Genomic DNA, 19774 nt, shown 5'->3' on the forward strand with positions numbered 1-19774 from the left:
ATACGAATTGTTTACCCTCCATCGACCTGAATCGACAATGTGCGCGTTGAGTGAGATGTCTCTCGACCGCAATAGGGTACGATGGCGGCCTTGCGAATATTCTTGGCGCAGCGACCTTGCCCGCAACGGCGCGGTCCACCTTGGACAAAAGATGTGAACATGACAGCCGGCACCATCGATCCATCGTCACCGATTTGGCATGATATTGCCGACACGATGCCGATACTGGCATGGGTGGCGGACGATGACGGCCGGTTGCTATGGGGCAATCGCTGCTGGCAGGCCGATTTTCACGATACGACCGGCCGGACTCTTTGGGACTGTTGTCACGACGGGCCAGGGCGCGATGCAGTACGGCGAACGTGGCGGGATGGCGTGGCCGCCGGCACGTCCTTTGCCCTGTCGCTGCCGCTGGCTGCCGATCATATCGACGTGCCGGTCGGATTTTGCGTGCGCCCGGAAGGTGCCGGCCGCTGGATCGGTATCGCATCGGGTGAGGAATCGCGGCGTCAGGCGGAATCGGCGCGGGCGGCAACGCGGGCCGAACTCGATACGCTGACCAACGCCATGCCGCAGATGGTGTGGGCGACCCGGCCAGATGGCCATCACGACTATTACAATGCGCAATGGTATCGCTTCACCGGCATGCCGGAGGGTTCGACCGATGGCGAGGGGTGGAACGGCATGTTCCACCCGGAGGACCAGGATCGCGCCTGGGCGCGGTGGCGGCACAGCCTGACCACCGGCGAGGATTACGAGATCGAATATCGCCTGCGCCACCGCAGCGGAGCCTATCGATGGGTGCTGGGACGGGCGCAGCCGGTGCGCGATGCCGACGGCATGATCGTACGCTGGATCGGCACCTGCACCGATATTGATTCCGCCAAGCGTGCCGCCGAACAGAACGATATCCTGAGCCGTGAACTCAGCCACCGGATCAAGAACATCTTCGCGATCATCAGCGGGTTGGTGCGGATGTCGGCGCGGCGTATGCCGGCGGTGCGGGAATTTGCCGACGACCTTGCCCGCCGGATCGCGGCGCTGGGCGCGGCACACGACCTCGCCCGCCCGCACAGCGACATATCGCGCCCGCTGATCGGCGAGGCGACGCTCCATCACGTCCTGCGCGAGTTGCTGACGCCCTATGCGCCCGACCAGTGGCGGATCGCGGGGGACGACGTGCCGATCGACGATCGCGGCGCCACGCCGATCGCGCTGATCTTTCACGAACTGGCGACCAACGCCGCCAAATATGGCGGACTGTCGGTGCCAGAAGGGCGCGTGACGGTTCACACCCGGCTGGACGGCGACACGCTGCGCATCGACTGGTGCGAAACGGACGGTCCGGCGATCGCCGGCGAGCCGGAGGCGACCGGGTTCGGCACGCGGCTGGCAGCGCTCAGCATCGAACAGCAGCTCGCCGGCAGGATCGCCCGCGACTGGCGGCCGGAAGGGCTGGCGGTACGCATCGAGCTCAGCCCGTCGGCGCTGGTACGCGAGCGCCCCGTTCCGGTCGACGCCTGAACGCAAAGGGGCGGCACCCTTTCGGATGCCGCCCCCTCCTGTGGCCCGTTCGGCGATCAGTTGCCGAAGGTGCGCTGCCACCAGCCGCGACGCGGCGATGCCGAAGCGTCAGCGGCAGGCTCCTCGGCCTGGACCTCTTCGACAGGCGCTGCCGGCGCTTCCACGACGGGCGCGGCTTCCTCGGCCGGCGCTTCTGCCGGAGCGGCCGCCTTGCGACGCGGCGCACGGCGCTTCTTGGGCGCGGCTTCCGCTTCCGCTTCCGGTTCTGCCGGGGCGGGGGCAGGGGCCTCGACCTCGGCGTCCACGTCCGCCTTGCGCTTGCGGGTCCGCTTCGGCTTGGGCGCGTCGGCGACCGGCTCGGCATCGACCTTCGGCGTTTCGACCGGTTCGGGGGTGACGATCGGCGCGGCATCCCCCGCCTCGACGACCTCCGGCTCGGCCGGCGCCGCCTCGGTCACGTCGCCGACCTTCGCGCGGGCGCTCGGGCGGCGGCGGGTACGCTTGGGCGCAGGGGCAGGGGCCGCCTCGACGACCTCCGGTTCGGCGACCGGCTCGGGCGCGGCTTCGGCGACGTCCTCGCTCGCATCGTCCTCGATCGGCAGGTCGGCAACGGCGCCGGCACCATCGGCCGCGTCGAACGCACCCTCGCCGCGGCGACCGCCCCGACGGCCGCGCCGGCGACGCTTGCGCCGGGTGCCTTCATCGGCCTGTTCGGCTTCGGGAGCGGTGTCGGTCGATGCCTCGACCTCGTCGTCGCCAGCTTCATCCGCGGCATCGTCCGCGTCTTCGGCCGTGTCGGCGTCGTCGCCGGCTTCGCCTTCCTCCCGATTGCGACCGCGACGACCGCGCCGGCGGCGACGGCGCTTGCCGCGTCCTTCACCTTCGTCGTCGCCGCGCGGGGTACGGGCGACTTCCTCGACGGCGTCCTCCTCGACCTCGTCGTCGATCTCGTCCTCGATGTCCTCATAGGCATCGTCCTCGTCGTCGATGACGACCAGCGGCTCGACCTTCGGCGGATGCGCGGGCGGCGGGCCGGAGGCTTCGACCGCCATGCGTGCGCCCTCGATCTCGGCATCGGGCACGATCTCGACGGTCACGCCATAGCGGTCCTCGACCTCGGCGATGTCGGCGCGCTTCTTGTTCAGGACATAGAAGGCCGCTTCCTGGCTGGCGCGCAGCACGATCAGCGAGCCGCGACCACGCGCCGCTTCGTCCTCGATCAGACGCAGCGCCGACAGGCCCGCCGACGATGCGGTGCGGACCAGCCCGGTGCCCTCGCAATGCGGGCACTGGCGGGTCGATGCCTCAAGCACGCCGGTGCGCAGCCGCTGCCGGCTCATTTCCATCAGGCCGAAGGCGGAGATGCGGCCGACCTGGATGCGTGCGCGATCGTTCTTCAGCGCCTCCTTCATCGCCTTCTCGACCTTACGGACGTTCGATCCGTGGTCCATGTCGATGAAGTCGATCACGACGAGACCGGCCATGTCGCGCAGGCGCAGCTGGCGGGCGATTTCCTGCGCCGCTTCGAGGTTCGTCGCGGTCGCGGTCTGTTCGATATTATGTTCGCGGGTCGACCTCCCTGAGTTGATGTCGATCGACACCAAAGCCTCGGTCGGGTTGATGACCAGATAGCCGCCCGACTTCAGCTGCACGACCGGATTGTACATCGCGGCCAGCTGATCCTCGACATGCGCACGCTGGAACAGCGGCACGGCATCGGCATATTGCTTCACCCGGCGGGCATGCGCCGGCATCAGCAACCGCATATAGTCCTTGGCGTGGCGGAAGCCGTCCTCGCCCTCGACGATCACCTCGTCGATATCCTTGTTGTAGATATCGCGGATCGCCCTCTTGATCAGGTCGCTGTCGCCATAGACGAGCGCGGGCGCCGACGAGGTCAGCGTCTGTTCGCGAATCCCGTCCCACAGGCGGGCGAGGTAATCGAAGTCGCGCTTGATCTCCTGACGCGAGCGCTGGAGCCCGGCGGTGCGGACGATGCAGCCCATTGACGCCGGCAGCGTCAGTTCGGCCATGATCGACTTCAACCGCTTGCGGTCGGCGGCCGAGCTGATCTTGCGCGAAATGCCGCCGCCATGCGCGGTGTTGGGCATCAGCACGCAATAGCGGCCGGCAAGCGACAGATAGGTCGTCAGCGCCGCACCCTTGTTGCCGCGCTCTTCCTTGACGACCTGCACCAGCAGCACCTGCCGCCGGCGAATGACGTCCTGGATCTTGTAGCGGCGACGCAGGTTCAGCCGGCGCTGGCGCAGCGCTTCCACGGCGGCATCGTCGCCGCCATTCTTGCGCTTGCGCGGGGCCGGAGCCTCGCCATCCTCTTCGTCGTGATGCTCGTCGTCTTCCTCGTCGCGCTCGACGACTTCGACGCCGCCTTCGGCATCCTCGTCGTGATCGTCGTAATCGAGGTCGTCGTCATGGTCGCCCGCGCGCAGCGCCGCTTCCTCGGCGGCATGCGCGGCTTCCTCGGCCAGCAGCGCGTCGCGATCTTCCTTAGGAATCTGGTAATAGTCGGGGTGGATTTCGCTGAAAGCGAGGAAGCCGTGGCGGTTGCCGCCATAATCTACGAACGCCGCCTGCAACGACGGTTCGACCCGCGTCACCTTGGCCAGATAGATATTGCCCTTGAGCTGCTTGCGCTCGGCCGATTCGAAATCGAATTCCTCGATCCGGTTACCCTTGACGACGGCGACCCGGGTTTCCTCCCGGTGGCGAGCGTCGATCAACATCCGCGTGGTCATGATAATGTCTCCGGGCGCGCGGGACGGCTCGGCCAGTCGGCGCGCCTAAACGCGCGGCGGGGGCCATGCCCGGTGCCTGCGCGCGATTGCTGGGATATGCGTCTGCTGGCATGGGCAGCCCGGAACGCTCCGGGCGGACAATTGTCGCCCCGACGCCGGCCGCGACAGCGGCACAGGCGGTACGGGACGGAACTTGCCACATGCGAACATCAACCTGGTTAGACCCCCTGAAGCGGGTACGCTTTGGGGGTGTCGCGTCGGTTTCCCCGAACCAAGTCCGGGACCGACGTAATTGCGGGCGTAGCACCCGGTGTCGCCGACAGCAACAGTATCGGCGCGTTCGTTACGCTAACGAAGCAAATCCGAATAAATGGTTAAAGCGCGATTCATCGTGCTGGTTCACCGTGGGTTGAGCGGCGGGGCGTAGGAGAATGCTTCGGAATTAGTCGGAAGCGGACCCCCGTTCATGGATTTGCGCTGGACCGGAAATGCGATTGGGCGGCATAGCGCGCCGATGGGCGCATGGCTGGCCTTTCTGTCGATCTGGTTCGGCGTCCCCGTCGCCGCACAGACGGTCGATACCGTCGATGTCGCCGACGACCGCATCACCATCCGCCTCGATGCCGCCGCTACCGCCGCGTCCAGCTTCGTGCTCGCCGGGCCCGACCGCCTCGTCGTCGACCTAGACGGCGTGCGTCCGGGCGGGCGCAGCGAATCGGGCGGCGGCGTGCGGGCGGTGCGTCAGGGAACGCGCGAGGGCGGCAGCCGGATCGTGTTCGATCTCGACCGGCCGCTGATCGTCACCGCCGGGCGCTTTTCGGATGACGGGCGGCGGCTCACCCTGACGCTCAGCAACGCCGCGCCCCAGCGCTATGCCCGCGCGACCACCGCCGGGCGGATGCGGTTCCAGCCGCAGATCGCGATGGCGACCGTGGTGCCTGCATCGTCCTCAGCGGCGATGATCGTCGACCGGCGCCAGCGCGCGACTGCGTCGGTCCCGATCCCCGCCCGTCGTCGCGGCCATCGCCTGCCCCGCATCGAAGGGGATGTCGACCGGCCGCTGGTGGTGATCGATGCCGGCCATGGCGGGCATGATCCGGGTGCCATCTCACCCCATGGCGGGATGCAGGAAAAGGACCTGACGCTGAAGACCGCGCGCGCCGTGCGCGACGTGCTGCTGGCGAGCGGGCGGGTACGCGTGGCGCTGACCCGCGACCGCGACGAATTCCTCGTGCTGCAGGAACGCTATGCGATCGCGCGGCGGCTGGGGGCCAGCCTGTTCATCTCGATCCACTGCGACAGCGCCGATAACCCGCAGGCGACCGGCGCCAGCATCTATACCCTGTCCGAAGTCGCCTCCGACCGCGAGGCCGCGCGCCTCGCCGCGCGTGAGAACAAGGCCGACATCCTCGCCGGCGTAGATCTCGGCCGCCAGAGCGCCGATATCTCGTCGATCCTGATCGACCTGACCCAGCGCGAGACGATGAACGCCTCGGCTGGCTTCGCCCGGCTGCTGGGCCGCGAAGCGACCGGCGTCATACCGCTCAAGCCCAATTATCACCGCATGGCGTCGCTGATGGTGCTCAAAGCGCCCGACCTGCCCTCGATCCTGTTCGAAACCGGCTATCTGTCGAACGAAGCGGACGCCCAGCGGCTCGATTCGGTCGAGGGTCGCCGCGCGATCGCCAAAAGCGTGGAACGCGCGGTCGAGGTCTATTTCGCGCGGCGGCTGGCGGCGCGCTGAGGATCAGATCGCGGTCAGCGGTCCGCTAGCGACGACCGGGCCTGTCGGTGTCGCCTGCGGCGATCCGCCCGGAGGCTCGATCGAGATGGCAAGCACTAATCCTGCCTGCAACGCCTCCCGCTCAGTCGCTGTCAATGCAAGACGAGTCGTTCCCGTGTCCGACAACAGCCCGAGCGAACGGGGCACGCCATCGCGAATGACCCAGAGCTGCGCGGCCTTGCCTGCGGGTGCGATACCGGTCGCAACCACCCGGATCTGCCCCGCTCCACGATCGACGATCGCGCTGATCGGCGTTCCTGCACCATCCGACGATTGCAGTGCGGCAAGCAACGTCACCGCCGGCGATCGGTCGACCGGCGGCAATACGGTTGGGGTCGGGCGCAGGATCATCAACAAGGCGGCTGCGGCGACAGCGGTGAGCGCGGCCGGAACGACCAGTCGCAGGCGGTTGCGCGGTTTCGGTAATGACGGTGCGCCGATGTTGTCGATCAGTCCCTGCGGCGCGGGAACCGGCCGAACCTCGGCGAGCATCGTAGCGAAATGCGCGCGCCACCATTCGACCTCGCGCGCAAAGTCCGGATCGGACAGCGTCCGGCGCAGAGCCTGTGCGCGTTCCTCTCCATCGAGCAGCCCTAATGCCAGTTCGCCGGCAAGCGCTTGATCCTCAGGCGTCACGGACGCATCCCCGCAAATTGAGCAGGCCACGACGTGCCCAGCTGCGTACCGTCGGTTCGGGTACGCCCTTGTCCTCGGCCAGCTGGGCGTAGGTCAATCCGCCGAAAAATGCGGTACGAAGGGTATCGCGCTGCCGAGGCTCTAGCGCATCGAGGCAATCGTACAGACGCTGCGCTTCCTCCGTGCGCTCGAGGACGGCGAGCTGGTCGGGCGTGTCGTCGGCAATCTGGTCTGCATCTTCGATCGGCCGCATCCGCCGCTTGCCATGCCCGCGCACCCAGTCGATCGACCGGTTGCGGGCGATCGTTCCCAACCACGACATCGGATGCGCCGCGGTCGGCACGAAGGTGCCCGCCCGGTTCCAGATCAGCTGGAAAACCTCGTGCAGGACGTCTTCGGCCGCACTGCGTTCCTGGCAGATTCGTAAGCAGATGCCGAACAGCGACGATGCGGTGAGTTCGTACAGCTGCCCCAAAGCTGCACGGTCCGCCGTACCGACGCGGTGCAGCAATTCGCAAATCGCGACGCGCGCTTGATACGGGTCGGCCGGACGATCCTTCACGTCCAAGGGCGTAGCGCGGTGACCGGTGCCACGCAACGAACGTGAACCGTACCGATCGCTTTCATCGCCTAATCGTGATTCGGCCCCAGCGACGGATCGAGATCGCGCGGGCGCACGAAGCTCGTCAGGTGCCCGCACCCGTCGCATGCTCCGGCCCAGTCGCCGTCCAGCTCGAGCACCGCGACGCTGGCGGTCGGGAATTTCTCTTCCACCGCCCCGCGCAACGGATTGCTATCCGCCGACAGCAGCAGGACGAGGTCTTCCAGCCCCGGATTATGCCCGACCAGCAGCGCGCGCTCCGCATCGGCGGGCAACGCGCGGATGACGTCGAGCATCGTGCCGGCCGAGGCGAGGTAGAGCGTGCGATCGTGGCGGGCCTCAGGCATCGCGCCAAACCCACGCCGGAAATGGTCGAGCGTCTCGACCACCCGCTTCGCCGAACTGGCAACCACCGTGTCGAAGGTCAGCCCGGCCTGTCGCGCATGGGCACCCATCGCGGTCGCGGCGCGTGCACCCTTGGCATTGAGGGGCCGTTCGTAATCGCTGAGCGCCGGATCGTCCCAGCCCGACTTGGCATGGCGCAGCAGCGTCAGCGTCTTCATAGCGGCGGCTCCATCGGCAGGGCCTGCGCCCCATGCCCGACTTCGGCTCCCAAGGAAAGAGCGCGCGCGACCGCCTCGTCCAGCGTGCAGCGGATGACCGGTGTTCCTTTGGGAAACGCGCCGAGCAACCGCGATGGCATGGCGGCCGACAGCAGCACGAACAGCCCGCGATCGTCGGCGCGGCGGATCAGCCGCCCGAACGCCTGGGCGAGGCGCGCGCGGACCATCCGGTCGTCATAGGCGCTGCCGCCCCCCGCCAGCCGGCGCGCGGCGTGGAGCACGCCGGGCTTCACCCATGGCACCCCCTCCATCACCACCATCCTCAGCGAATGGCCGGGCACATCGACCCCGTCGCGCAGCGCATCGGTGCCGATCAGCGAGGCGCGCGGATCGTCGCGAAAGATATCGACCAGCGTGCCGGTATCGATCGGATCGAAATGCTGGGCATAGAGCGGCAGCCCGTCACGCGCCAACCGGTCGGCAATCCGCGCATGCACGCCGCGCAGCCGTCGGATCGCGGTGAACAGTCCCAGCGTGCCGCCGCCGGCCGCAACGATCAGTCGGCCATAGGCATTGGCGAGCGCGGGCAGGTCGCCGCGCTTCACATCGGTGACGATCAGCACCTCGGCCTGTCGCGCGTAGGCGAACGGGCTGACCGCCTCGAAATGGCTCGGCTGGCGCAGCAGGTGCGGCGCGCCGACGCGCGCATCTGCCACGTCCCAGTCGCCGCCGGCGCGTAAGGTAGCGGAGGTAACCAGCACGCCATGCGCGGGCTTCAGCACTGTTTCGGCGAAGGGGCGGCTGGGGTCGAGCCAATGGCGATGCAGGCCCATGTCATATTCGCGGCCCTCGACCCGGTCGACCGTCATCCAGTCGACGAAATCGGGATCGACCGGCCCGCCGATCCGCGCGAGCAGCCGACCCCATGCGGCGACCGTCTCCGCCCGCCAGCCAAGCGAAGCGATCGCCCCCTCGATCCGCGCCCGCGCCGGCCCGTCCATCCAGTCCGGCCCTTCGGTCAGCACCGCCTCCAGCCGCTTGCCGAGCGCTATGAGGGGCCGCAGCAGCGCGTCCAGCGCCTGCGCGGCCGGGCCGGCGGCATCGACCAGCTCGGGCGGCGGTTCGCTGAGTTCGGTCTCCAGCCCATAGCCCGCCTCGCCATCCTTCGCGCGGGCGAAGACCGCACCGCGGACGCAGGCGAGCAGTTCCTCGACCGGCCCGAACGGATTGCCTTCCTGAATCCGCGACAGCCACCCCTCGGCCGGCAGCAGTCGCGCGGCATCGACCGCCGCCACAACCGCCTCGCCGCCCGCTGCGTCATAGCTCGCGACATCGGACAGCCGCGCCGCCAGTCCCCGCCGCCGCCCGCGCCCGCCGCCTTCCGGCCCCAGCACCCAGCGGCGGATCTCGATCGCCTCCATGCCCGTCAGCGCGGCGGAGAACATCGCGTCGGCCGCCTCGAACAGGTGATGGCCCTCGTCGAAGACATAGCGTGTCGGCCGCGTGCCGGTTTCGCGTCCCCGCGCGGCGTTGACCATCACCAGCGCATGGTTGGCGATGACGATATCCGCCTGCGCCGATGCCCGCGCCGCGCGTTCGATGAAGCATTTGCGGTAATGCGGGCAGCCGGCATAGATGCACTCGCCCCGCCGGTCGGTCAGCGCGGTCGACCCGTTGCGCCGGAACAGCGTCGGCAGCCAGCCGGGCAGGTCGCCGCCGACCATGTCGCCATCGGCGCTGTATGCCGCCCAGCGCGCGACCAGTTGCGCCAGCACCGCCGCCCGCCCCTGAAACCCGCCCTGCAGCGCGTCCTCGAGGTTCAGCAGGCACAGATAATTCTCGCGCCCCTTGCGCGTCACCACCTTCGCGCGGCGCACGGCGGGATCGGGAAAGACACGGGTGCTTTCCTGCGCCAGCTGGCGTTGCAACGCCTTGGTAAAGGTCGATACCCACACCGCGCCATCGGCGGTCTCGGACCAGAGCGACGCGGGGGCGAGATAGCCCAAGGTCTTGCCGATGCCGGTCCCGGCCTCCGCCAGCACCAGATTGGGCGTGTCGCGCGCCACGCGCGGGGCAAAGGCAACGGCAGCGGCAGCGGCAAAGGCGCGCTGTCCCGGCCGTGCCTCCGCCGCACTCCCGGTCAGGCTCGCCAGCCGCTCGGCAACCGCATCGGGTGCCAGCGTCACCGTGCGCGGATGGGCACGCGGCGGCGCCTCCTCCCATTCAGGCAATTTGCTGAACAGCCAGCGTTCGGCGGTATCCGGCTTGGGCAGCACCTGCCCCAGCGCCGGTGCCCAGGGCCAGCGCAGCCGGAACAGCGACCGCGCGGCGGTCCACGCGCCTTCCTGTTCGGCCCAGGGCGCAGACGCGGTCGCGATCAGCGCCGCCGCCGCCCGCCGCAACAGGTCGGCGATGCCCGCTTCGTCCGCCGGCAGCGGCAGGTCGAGCGCCTGCGCGATCCCCTTGGGCGTCGGCACCGCGAAGCGCGCGGGATGGACGAAGGCAAACAGCTCCAATAGGTCGAGCCCGGACAGCTCGGCATAGCCCAGCCGTTGCCCGATCAGCGGCGCGTTGAGCACGATCGTCGGCGTATCCGCGACCAGCGCGATCGCCTCCCCCCGGCTGACCTCGCGCGTGCCGTCGCGGGTCGCGATCCAGACGCCCGAATGGCTGGCGTGCAGGGCGGGATAGGGGAGCATGGAACCGCCTTACCGATCTACGCGCCAGAACGGAAGCGGAACGCGCCAAATCCTCCCCGGCACGGGGAGGGGGACCAGCGAAGCAGGTGGAGGGGTCGGTCCACATACGGAAGGGTAACGTTGCGCCGCCCGCCCCCTCCACCATCCTTCGGATGGTCCCCCTCCCCATGAATGGGGAGGAGCTTAGTCGCCGATCTTCTCCCGCTGCCGCTCCGCCCAGTCGCGACCCTCGTCACCGCCCCACAACAGCCAAGCAATATACCCTGCCGACGGATCGTTGTCGTCGCCCCAGCTATGCGCCTTCGTATCCTTGTCGACCTTGTGCCGCGCGAAATAGCTGTGCATCGATTTGACGTCGGCGTCCGACATCGGCCCGCCATCGGCGATCTGCTTCGCCCGCTTTACGCCGACCTCGGTCCCGCCGCGATCGAACTTGTCGCGCAGCTTCAGGCCCTTTTCGGCGTTCGCCGCCATCTTCTTCGTCGGTTTGTGCTCGTCGGCCATCGGCTATCCTCTCTGGACGGCTCAATCGTTTCAGCCGCTTGCCCGTTCCCTTACCACAGCACGCCCTTTTCGGGTTTCAGCGGTTCGGGCGCCGAATCGCCGATCGCCTGCAACAGGTCGATCTCGATCGTCCGGCACATCGCGGTCAGCGGCAGGTCGTGCACCGTATTGGCGAACGGATCGGCCAGATCCTCGCCGATCTGCAACACCGCCAGGAACATCAGCCCGGCAAGACCCGAGCCGAGCGGCGTCGCAATGCCCAGCGTCTCGACCAGCCCGATCGGCAGGACGATGCAGAACAGCCGCGTGAACAGCGACGGCAGGAAGCGATATTGCACCGGCAGCGGCGTGTTCTTGATCCGCTCCATCCCGCCCTGCGCATTGGCGATATCGATCAGCACGCTTTCGAGGCTGGTCTGCTGGATGCTGTCGATCCAGCCGCGCCGCTGCGCCTCGCCGATGCGGGCGCCGGTGCCGTCGAGCAGCCCGTTGGCGACATTGGTCCGGCCGAGCGGCTCACCCGCCTCTTCGCGCGACAGGAAGCGGTGGACGTCGTCCTTCGAATCCAGCCGCCGCAACTGGCAGCGCAGCGCATTCACATAGGCGATATGGCGCAGCGCGATCGACCGTTTCAGGTCGCGCTTCGGCCCTTCATCCTCCGGACCGATGAAGGCGATCGCGCCACGCGCCAGGTTGCGCGATGCGTTGATCATCAGCCCCCAGAGCGAGCGCCCTTCCCACCAGCGCGCATAGGCCGAATTGACCCGAAAGCCGAGGAACAGCGCCAGGGCCGAACCGAAGATGGTCAACGGCAACGACGGCGCTTTGAACGGCAGCACGAAATAGACGACGGTGACGATCACGTCCCAGATGAACAGGGCGAGCGCCGGCTTCCAGACTTCGGCGACGATGCGGGACAGGCGGGGGGCGTCGGATACGATCATCGTCGGACGCTACGCCCGACACGGGCCAAGGTTGCGTCGCAACAGGTGGAAATTATTCCACTTACCGCGTATCTGGACCGGATGATCGACGCAGAACTTCGCAACGCAGCAATGGTTTCAAAGGCTTGGCCCTATGAAGAGGCGCGCAAGCTGTTGAAGCGCTATCCGGACGGAAAGCCGGGCGGTGCGCCGATCCTGTTCGAAACCGGCTATGGCCCGTCGGGCCTGCCGCATATCGGCACGTTCAACGAAGTGCTGCGCACGACGATGGTCCGCCGCGCGTTCGAGGAACTGTCGGACCAGCCGACCCGGCTGATCGCGTTCTCGGACGACATGGACGGCCTGCGCAAGGTGCCGGACAATGTGCCGAACGGCGACATGCTGCGCGGCCATCTCGGCAAGCCGTTGAGCGAGATTCCCGATCCGTTCGGGACGCATTCGAGTTTCGCCGCGCACAACAACGCCCGGCTGCGCGCATTCCTCGACCAGTACGGCTTCGAGTACGAGTTCGCGTCGTCGACCGATTATTATCGCGGCGGGAAGTTCGACGAGGCGCTGAAGGACGTGCTGCGCAACATGCAGGCGATCCTTGACATCATGCTGCCGACGCTGGGCGCCGAACGCCGTGCGACCTATTCGCCGGTGCTGCCGATCTCGCCGACCAGCGGCATCGTGCTGCAGGTGCCGGTCGAGGTGCTGGACGCCGATACCGGCATGGTCGCGTTCATGGACGGCGACACCCGCGTCGAACAATCGATCCTGTCGGGCGGCGCGAAGCTGCAATGGAAGGTCGACTGGGCGATGCGCTGGGTCGCCTTGGGCGTCGATTACGAGATGGCCGGCAAGGACCTGATCGATTCGGTCACCCAGTCGTCGAAGATCGCCCGCGTGCTGGGCGCCCGCCCGCCCGAGGGCTTCAACTACGAAATGTTCCTCGACGAACATGGGCAGAAGATTTCGAAGTCGAAGGGCAACGGCCTCAGCCTCGAACAATGGCTGACCTATGGCCCGCCGGAAAGCGTCGCCTTCTACGCCTATCGCGAACCGAAAAAGGCCAAGCAGCTCCATCTGGGCGTGATCCCGCGCGCGATCGACGAATATTGGCAGTTCCGCGCCAATTACGATGCGCAGCCGATCGAACAGAAGCTGGGCAACCCGGTCCATCACATCCATGGCGGCCCGCCGCCGGCGGAGACGTTGCCGGTCACCTTCGGCCTGCTGCTCAACCTCGTCGGCGTGATGGGGGAGGCGACCAAGCCGCAGGTGTGGGGCTATCTCGCCAACTATGTCAAAGATGCCAGCGCCGAGCGCTATCCGGCGCTCGACGCGCTGATCGACCATGCGCTGGCCTATGTCCGCGACGTGGCCGACAAGCCCGAACGCCGCGCCCCGACCGAGGTCGAACGCGCCGCGCTCGAACGACTCGACGCCGATCTGGCGGCGATGCCCGCCGATGCGAGTGCGGAGGATATCCAAAACGCGGTGTACGAGATCGGCAAGACCGCCGGGTTCGAGTCGCTCAGGGACTGGTTCAAGGCCTGCTACGAAACGCTGCTCGGCACGGCCCAGGGCCCGCGCATGGGCAGCTTCATCGCGCTCTACGGCATCGACAACACCCGCAAGCTGATCGCCGAGGCGCTGGCGCGCTGACCGCTGCAATTGACGTCACCCTCAAACCGTACCCCCGCGCAGGCGGGGGTCTAGGGTCAAGCAAAACAACGGGTTGCGTGTGCCGCCCTGGACCCCCGCCTGCGCGGGGGTACGCTATAGAGCGAGAGGATGCGCCCTACTTCCGATCCTCGTAGAACTTCTTGACGACGTTCCAGCCTTCCTCCGCCGTCTCGACGAAGGTGATCAGGTCGAGATCGCGTTCCGAAATTACGCCTTCCTCGACCAGCGCGTCCCAGTTGACGACCCGGTCCCAGAATTCGCGGCCATAGAACAGCACCGGGATCGGCTCGATCTTGCCGGTCTGGATGAGGGTCAGCAGCTCGAAACTCTCGTCGAACGTGCCGAATCCGCCCGGGAACACCGCCACCGCGCGGGCGCGCAGCAGGAAGTGCATCTTGCGCAGCGCGAAATAATGGAACTGCATCGACAGCGCCGGGGTGACGTACGGGTTCGGCGCCTGCTCATGCGGCAGGACGATGTTCAACCCGATCGATTCGGCCCCGGCCTCGTTCGCGCCGCGATTGGCCGCTTCCATGATCGACGGGCCGCCGCCCGAACACACGACGAAGTGGCGCTTGCCGTTCAGATCGTCGGGAAACTGGCTGGCGTGGAAGGCAAGCTCGCGCGCCACGTCGTAATAATGCGACTTGGCGACGATCCGCTCGGCGATGGCGCGCGCTTTGTCGTCCTGCGCCAGGTCGAGCAGCACTTCGGCCTTTTCCGGCTCAGGAATGCGCGCCGAACCGTAGATGACGAAGGTCGAGGCGATGTTCGCCTCGTCGAGCAGCAGCGAGGGCTTGAGCAGCTCGAGCTGGAACCGCACCGGCCGCAAATCCTCGCGCAACAGGAACTCCATGTCCTGGAACGCCAGTCGATAGGCGGGATGTTCGGTCTGGGGGGTCGACAGCTGCGCGCGGGCCGCTTCGGCTTCCTGCTTGGCCCCGCGGAACACGCGGGACGGTACTTTTGTATCGGTCATAGGTGGCGAAGTTGTAAGCACGCCTGCGAACAGCGGCAAGCGCCTTGCATCATCGGCACAGCGGCCGCCCGCCCATGTCGAGATGGAAGTGGTTGCGGTGCGCGGCGTTATAGTCGGGGCCGAGCGTGGTGACGAACCGTTTGCAGGCCGATCGGTGCACGATGCGCAGGAACTCGCGCACCTGCGGGTCGGTGCTGTTCCAGTCGCGCTCCAGCACGATTCGCCGTCCGTCGGCCAGGGTGAAGCTGCCGATATCGACGGCATTTGCCAGGCCATGTTCCGACACCCGCCCGGCGGAGCCTGCGCTGCCGCCGATGATCCCGCGACAGGCATAGGTGCCATAGCTGTCGATCCGGACCACCTCGCTGCCCAGGATCTGCCGTGCGGCGGGCCGGACGCCGTGCCGGACCCAGCCGACCAACGCGCGCGCCACCGGACAGCGTATCGCCTTCAACCCCGAAACCGGTGTGCCGATATCGAGCAGCTGCACCGCGCCCAGCACGACGCAGCCCGATCCATAGTCGCGATCGGGCAGCGGGCTGAACCGCACCTCGGCCCGCGACAGGTCGGCGAAGCATTGCTGCGTATCGCGCGGCGTCGCGCCCGGCAGCGTCACCGGACCCGACGGGCGCTGCGCAATGGGACGGGGCGGGGGCGGGGCGTCGCGGCGTTCGCCACCGACACAGGCGGACAACAGCAACAGGGCAAGCGGAATCGACCGGTGGAACGCAACCATCGGCCGATATCGTTTCACGACGCCCGCCACGCGACAAGCGCCCTGCGCCGGTCCGTGCAATCGATGCCATCGATCCGGTTGGGGTAACCGCTGTCACAAGGGATTGCCTGCACTAGTAGTTTTTGAATATGTACTACTTTCGGATGACCCGGTGACGGGCGACCTCACCCCGCGCGCCGGCAACGGACCGCTTCGCAAAGGAATGCAGCGTGACCATTCTCGTTCGAACCCTGTCCGATCGCGTGTTCGAAATCGTGCGGGAACGTATCGTCAGCGGCGCGCTGCCCGAAACCGTGCCGATCCGGCAGGATGCGCTAGCCAGCGAACTGGGCGTCAGCAAGATTCCCCTTCGCGAGGCACTCGCCCGCCTCGAACAGGAAGGCCTCGTCGCCGGACAGGCCAATCGCGGCTATACCGTGCGGCCGATGTCGGCGTTGCAGGCCGAGGAAATCTACGAACTGCGCATCGCGGTGGAACCGAGCGCCGCCGCCTATGCCGCGCGCCATGCCGATGATCGCCACCGCGCGGCAGCGGTCGAGGCGTTCGACCGGCTGAAGGATGGCAGCGACGCCGACCTGCTCGACGCGGCGGCGCGCAACCGCGCCTTCCACGCCGCGCTGGTGGCCGCCGCCGGGCGCGACCTGACGATCGAGCTGGTGCAGCGGCTGTCGGTGCTCGCCGAACGCTATGTCGTGGCGCACCTCCGTCCCGCCGGCCGCGGCGACCGCGCGCAGGAGGAACATCGCGCCTTGCTGGAGGCGTGGCTGGCGCGCGATGCCGACACGGTGCAGGCGATGCTCACCCGGCATCTGAACGACACGATCGAGGATCTGCGTGGCGAATTCGCGGCGGCGGCCGCCGCCTGACGCCGGGGTGGGCCGCCCCGTGGCGATCGGCTATAGCGCCGCGATGGTTCGCTTTCTCTCCGGCGTCGTCGCCCTCCTGCTCGTCGCCGCGCCCGCTGCCGCCCGCGACATCCTGTTCATCGGCAACAGTTTTACCTTCGGCGCAGGCTCGCCGGTTGAACACTACCGCCCCGCCAGCGTAACCGACCTGAACCGCGACGGGATTGGTGGCGTGCCCGCGCTGTTTCGCAGCTTCGCCGAACAGGCCGGGCTCGACTGGACGGTGTCGCTCGAAACCTCGCCGGGCAAGGATCTGGCGTTCCATTACGCCAACAAGCGCGCGGCGATCGACCGGCGCTGGGACGTGGTGATCCTGCAGGGCTATTCGACGCTCGACGCGGAAAAGCCGGGCGATGCGACGCGGCATGGCATTGCCGCCGGCCAGCTGGCGGCGCTGGTCCGCGCGCGCAATCCCAGGGCGCAGGTGAAGCTGGTCGAAACCTGGTCGCGCGCCGACCTGACCTATCGTTCCGGCAGCCGCTGGTCGGGCAAGCCGATCGCGACCATGGCGCAGGACCTGGCCGCCGCCAATCGCCGAGTCGCGCGGACGACCCCGGGAATCTCGGGCACGATCCCCGTGGGATTGGCGTGGAACCGCGCGATCGCAACCGGGGTGGCGGACGCCAACCCCTATGACGGGATCGATCCCGGCAAGCTCGGGCTGTGGGCCGACGATCATTATCATGGCAGCACCGCCGGCTATTATCTGGAGGCGTTGGCCGTCTTCGGTCGCGTCACCGGCTATGACGTCCGCCGCCTGGGTGCGAAGGAACGCTCGGCCGCCGATCTCGGCCTGACCGGGAACCAGGCGGTCGCGTTGCAGCGGATTGCGTGGGAAACGCTCCGCCGGAACCGCTGATGCGACGGCTGGCGATGGTTGCGTTGCTGCTGCTGGCCGGCTGCGGCGGCGGCGATGCCGACCGGGCCGGACGGTTGCGCAGCGTCGGACCGAACCCCGATCTGGCCGCGCTGCTGCGGGTCGCTAATGTCGATGCCGGCCGCCGCGCGTTCGGACAGTGCGCGGCATGCCATACCATCGGCGCAGGCGGGCAGTCGCTCGCCGGTCCCAACCTCCACGCCATGATGGGCCGCGCCGTCGCGAGCAACCCGCGCTTCGGCTATACCCAGGCGCTGATCGACCATGGCGGACGCTGGAATGCGGCGCGGATGGACGCATGGCTCGCCGCACCGGCGGGGGTGGTGCCGGGCACGCGCATGGCCTTTGCCGGCGTGCGCGACCCGATGGAGCGCGCCGATCTGATCGCCTATCTGCAGTCGGAGAGCCGGTAGCTACTCGCTCGCTGCCAGACGGGGGATCAGGTAGTTACAACTGATGCCCGGTCCGGTCGCGCTTGGTTGCCAGATAGCGTTCGTTGTGGGGGTTGGGGGGGAGATGGTGTGCAACCCGTTCGACCACGGTGATGCCGGTCGCCTCCAGCCCGGCGACCTTGGCCGGGTTGTTGGTCAGCAGGCGAATCTGCCGCTGGCCCAGTAACGACAGCATCCGCCCCGCCACCCCGAAATCGCGCGCGTCGATCGCGAAGCCCAGCCGGGTATTGGCGTCGACCGTGTCGAATCCCTGGTCCTGCAACGCATAGGCGCGCAGTTTGTTGACCAGTCCGATTCCGCGCCCTTCCTGCCGCAGATACAGCAGGATGCCCCAGTTCGCGTGCGATATGGCGTGGATCGCGGCGTGCAGCTGCGGCCCGCAATCGCATTTCAGGCTGCCCAGCACATCGCCGGTCAGGCATTCGCTGTGCAGCCGGACGAGCGGCGGGCGCCCGTCGGGCTGGCCGATGACCAGTGCGACATGCTCGCCCGCCGCATCGGGCGTGCGGAAGGCGACGATCTCGCTCTGCTCGGCACCTGCCACCGGCAGCTTCGCCCGCGCGACGATGGCCAACCGGTTCGCATCCTCATGCGCGTCGATCGCCGCCGGAGTGATCGTCACCTCGGCGCCCGTACCACCCGCAAAGAAGGCCGGCAGCAGCCCCGCGACTCGCGCCAGCCGCAGCGCGGCGGCGGCGGCAAGCGGGGCGGGCGAGTCGATCCCGCGAAACGGCCCCTTCATCGGCGTGGCGAGATCGAGCTGCGGATCGGCCAGCGCGGTCGCGGCGGCGAAATCGGTCCATGCCTCGCGCCGGATCGACACCGGCTGGTCTGGCTCGGCCGCCGCGCGCTGGTTGACGATGCGCAGCGTTTCCGCCCGCCCGAACGACAACAGGATATGCGCCTGACCAACGGGGTCGAACCGCGCCAGCCGTTCGGCGTCCGCCGTCTCGATCGGCAACAGCGTCAGCGCCGTCTCGCCGGGCGCCGCGATCGCGATCGCCCAGCCGCGGCGAAGCGCATCGATCGCGCGGGCAACGTCGCGGGTTTCGCTCAAAATGCGAACTCGGTGACGATCGGGATATGGTCGCTGGGCTTCAGCCAGTTGCGGCAATCCTCGTGGACGCGGTGCGCCGTCGCCTTGGCCGCCACGTCGCGGCTGGCCCACATATGGTCGAGTCGCCGCCCGCGATCCGACGCCGCCCAGTCCTTCGCGCGGTAGCTCCACCAGGTGAACAGCCGCTCGGGCGCCGGAATGAACTGCCGCCCCAGATCGACCCAGTCGTTCGCCGCCTGCAACCGGCCCAGCGCCTCGACCTCGATCGGGGTATGGCTGACGACGTCGAGCAGCTGCTTGTGGCTCCACACGTCGCTTTCCAGTGGCGCGATGTTGAAGTCGCCGACCAGCAGCGTCGGGATGCCCGCCAGCCCCGCCGACCACGTCGTCATGCGTTCGATGAAGTCCAGCTTCTGCCCGAACTTCGGATTCACCTCGCGGTCGGGCACGTCGCCGCCCGCCGGGATGTAGACATTCTCGATCCTGAGCCCATTGGCCAGCCGCACGCCGATATGCCGCGCCTCGCCATTGGCCTGCCAGTCGAGCCGGTCATCCTCGGCCAGCGGCACCTTCGACACGACGGCGACCCCGTGGTGCATCCGCTGCCCGTTGATCGCGATATGGGTATAGCCCAGCCGCCGCAGCGGATCGTGCGGGAAATCCTGGTTCACCACCTTCGTCTCCTGCAGGCACAGCACGTCGGGCTGCGCCTCGCGCAGGAATTTTTCGACAATGTCCATGCGGAAGCGGACGGAATTGATGTTCCACGAAGCGACCGAAAGCGTGTCCATGGCCACCGCCTGTATCGCCGCAAATGCGCTCGCGCCAGATGGCGGACGGCGCAAAAGGAAAGGCCCCCGCTCCGGGGGCATGGAGCGAGGGCCGACCTAGCGTTGGTCACGCAGGCGGGCGTTGGAGACCCGGGCAACAGGGGGGAAAATCCCGGACGCGCCCCAACGCCGCAGAAACGTTCATAGGGTCAGAAACCTGTCGCCAAGATGAACGTCATGCGTATTTTTTGGAATTTGGCCGTATTGGCTGGCTTTGAACCATGGTGCGGTACCGGCCCACTCCCCCACTCCCCCAC

General features: G+C 67.7%; 17 protein-coding genes. 6 read left to right on the plus strand and 11 right to left on the minus strand.

Annotation, left to right across the window (positions count from 1 at the left end; all coding sequences use genetic code 11):
- The first annotated feature begins 159 nt into the window (after nucleotides 1-159).
- A complete protein-coding gene (locus CA237_RS14595) occupies nucleotides 160-1524 on the plus strand; it encodes a PAS domain-containing protein (RefSeq protein ID WP_232308027.1) in 1365 nt (454 codons plus the stop codon).
- 56 nt (nucleotides 1525-1580) lie between these two features.
- On the opposite strand, the gene CA237_RS14600 is transcribed toward CA237_RS14595, so the two are convergent.
- The gene (locus CA237_RS14600) at nucleotides 1581-4268 is read right to left on the minus strand and encodes a ribonuclease E/G (protein WP_066692844.1); all 2688 of its coding nucleotides are present in this window, start codon (nucleotides 4266-4268) and stop codon (nucleotides 1581-1583) included.
- 526 nt (nucleotides 4269-4794) lie between these two features.
- Here CA237_RS14600 and CA237_RS14605 point away from each other — a divergent pair.
- Complete coding sequence (locus tag CA237_RS14605; protein ID WP_066692711.1) at nucleotides 4795-6024, plus strand: N-acetylmuramoyl-L-alanine amidase; 1230 nt, start codon at nucleotides 4795-4797, stop codon at nucleotides 6022-6024.
- Between the two features lie 3 nt (nucleotides 6025-6027).
- Here the strand turns inward: CA237_RS14605 and CA237_RS14610 are convergent, their stop codons facing one another.
- The 6 genes from CA237_RS14610 to CA237_RS14635 form a co-directional block, all read right to left on the minus strand.
- Nucleotides 6028-6699, minus strand: a complete 672-nt coding sequence (locus tag CA237_RS14610) for an anti-sigma factor (RefSeq protein ID WP_066692714.1) — start codon at nucleotides 6697-6699, stop codon at nucleotides 6028-6030.
- Nucleotides 6689-7261 carry a sigma-70 family RNA polymerase sigma factor gene (locus tag CA237_RS14615; protein WP_232308029.1) on the minus strand — a complete coding sequence of 191 codons (573 nt, stop codon included), beginning with the start codon at nucleotides 7259-7261 and terminating at the stop codon, nucleotides 6689-6691. The genes CA237_RS14610 and CA237_RS14615 overlap by 11 nt, the downstream gene beginning before the upstream one ends.
- 68 nt (nucleotides 7262-7329) lie before the next feature.
- Complete coding sequence (locus CA237_RS14620; RefSeq protein WP_066692716.1) at nucleotides 7330-7863, minus strand: histidine phosphatase family protein; 534 nt, start codon at nucleotides 7861-7863, stop codon at nucleotides 7330-7332.
- Nucleotides 7860-10562 carry an ATP-dependent DNA helicase gene (locus CA237_RS14625; RefSeq protein WP_126014473.1) on the minus strand — a complete coding sequence of 901 codons (2703 nt, stop codon included), beginning with the start codon at nucleotides 10560-10562 and terminating at the stop codon, nucleotides 7860-7862. The genes CA237_RS14620 and CA237_RS14625 overlap by 4 nt, the downstream gene beginning before the upstream one ends.
- Nucleotides 10563-10745: 183 nt before the next feature.
- Nucleotides 10746-11066 carry a hypothetical protein gene (locus tag CA237_RS14630; RefSeq protein ID WP_066692724.1) on the minus strand — a complete coding sequence of 107 codons (321 nt, stop codon included), beginning with the start codon at nucleotides 11064-11066 and terminating at the stop codon, nucleotides 10746-10748.
- A 50-nt stretch (nucleotides 11067-11116) separates the two neighbouring features.
- Nucleotides 11117-12010, minus strand: a complete 894-nt coding sequence (locus CA237_RS14635) for a bestrophin family ion channel (protein WP_066692725.1) — start codon at nucleotides 12008-12010, stop codon at nucleotides 11117-11119.
- A gap of 81 nt (nucleotides 12011-12091) precedes the next feature.
- Between CA237_RS14635 and CA237_RS14640 the strand changes: the two genes are divergently transcribed.
- Nucleotides 12092-13660 (plus strand): lysine--tRNA ligase, encoded by a 1569-nt coding sequence (locus CA237_RS14640; protein WP_066692726.1) that lies wholly within the window; start codon nucleotides 12092-12094, stop codon nucleotides 13658-13660.
- A 136-nt stretch (nucleotides 13661-13796) separates the two neighbouring features.
- On the opposite strand, the gene CA237_RS14645 is transcribed toward CA237_RS14640, so the two are convergent.
- Together CA237_RS14645 and CA237_RS14650 are read right to left on the minus strand one after the other, a co-directional pair.
- Nucleotides 13797-14660: a TIGR00730 family Rossman fold protein gene (locus CA237_RS14645; RefSeq protein ID WP_066692729.1), complete on the minus strand. Its 864-nt coding sequence runs from the start codon at nucleotides 14658-14660 to the stop codon at nucleotides 13797-13799.
- A gap of 49 nt (nucleotides 14661-14709) precedes the next feature.
- Complete coding sequence (locus tag CA237_RS14650) at nucleotides 14710-15396, minus strand: extensin family protein (RefSeq protein WP_066692846.1); 687 nt, start codon at nucleotides 15394-15396, stop codon at nucleotides 14710-14712.
- A gap of 209 nt (nucleotides 15397-15605) precedes the next feature.
- Between CA237_RS14650 and CA237_RS14655 the strand changes: the two genes are divergently transcribed.
- Genes CA237_RS14655 through CA237_RS14665 form a run of 3 tightly spaced genes read left to right on the plus strand, consistent with a single transcriptional unit; the run spans nucleotide 15606 to nucleotide 17591 of the window.
- Nucleotides 15606-16262 carry a GntR family transcriptional regulator gene (locus tag CA237_RS14655; protein WP_066692733.1) on the plus strand — a complete coding sequence of 219 codons (657 nt, stop codon included), beginning with the start codon at nucleotides 15606-15608 and terminating at the stop codon, nucleotides 16260-16262.
- Complete coding sequence (locus tag CA237_RS14660) at nucleotides 16231-17160, plus strand: PEP-CTERM sorting domain-containing protein (protein WP_241215500.1); 930 nt, start codon at nucleotides 16231-16233, stop codon at nucleotides 17158-17160. The genes CA237_RS14655 and CA237_RS14660 overlap by 32 nt, the downstream gene beginning before the upstream one ends.
- Nucleotides 17160-17591, plus strand: a complete 432-nt coding sequence (locus CA237_RS14665) for a c-type cytochrome (protein WP_066692736.1) — start codon at nucleotides 17160-17162, stop codon at nucleotides 17589-17591. The genes CA237_RS14660 and CA237_RS14665 overlap by 1 nt, the downstream gene beginning before the upstream one ends.
- A gap of 34 nt (nucleotides 17592-17625) precedes the next feature.
- On the opposite strand, the gene ribA is transcribed toward CA237_RS14665, so the two are convergent.
- Nucleotides 17626-18690 (minus strand): GTP cyclohydrolase II, encoded by a 1065-nt coding sequence (gene ribA, locus CA237_RS14670; RefSeq protein ID WP_066692850.1) that lies wholly within the window; start codon nucleotides 18688-18690, stop codon nucleotides 17626-17628.
- Entirely contained in the window at nucleotides 18684-19478 is a 795-nt protein-coding gene (locus CA237_RS14675; RefSeq protein WP_066692737.1) for an exodeoxyribonuclease III, read from the minus strand. The genes ribA and CA237_RS14675 overlap by 7 nt, the downstream gene beginning before the upstream one ends.
- Nucleotides 19479-19774: the final 296 nt, after the last annotated feature.

The sequence above is a fragment of the Sphingomonas sp. ABOLH genome (assembly GCF_003951715.1).
GTDB lineage: Bacteria > Pseudomonadota > Alphaproteobacteria > Sphingomonadales > Sphingomonadaceae > Sphingomonas > Sphingomonas hankookensis_A.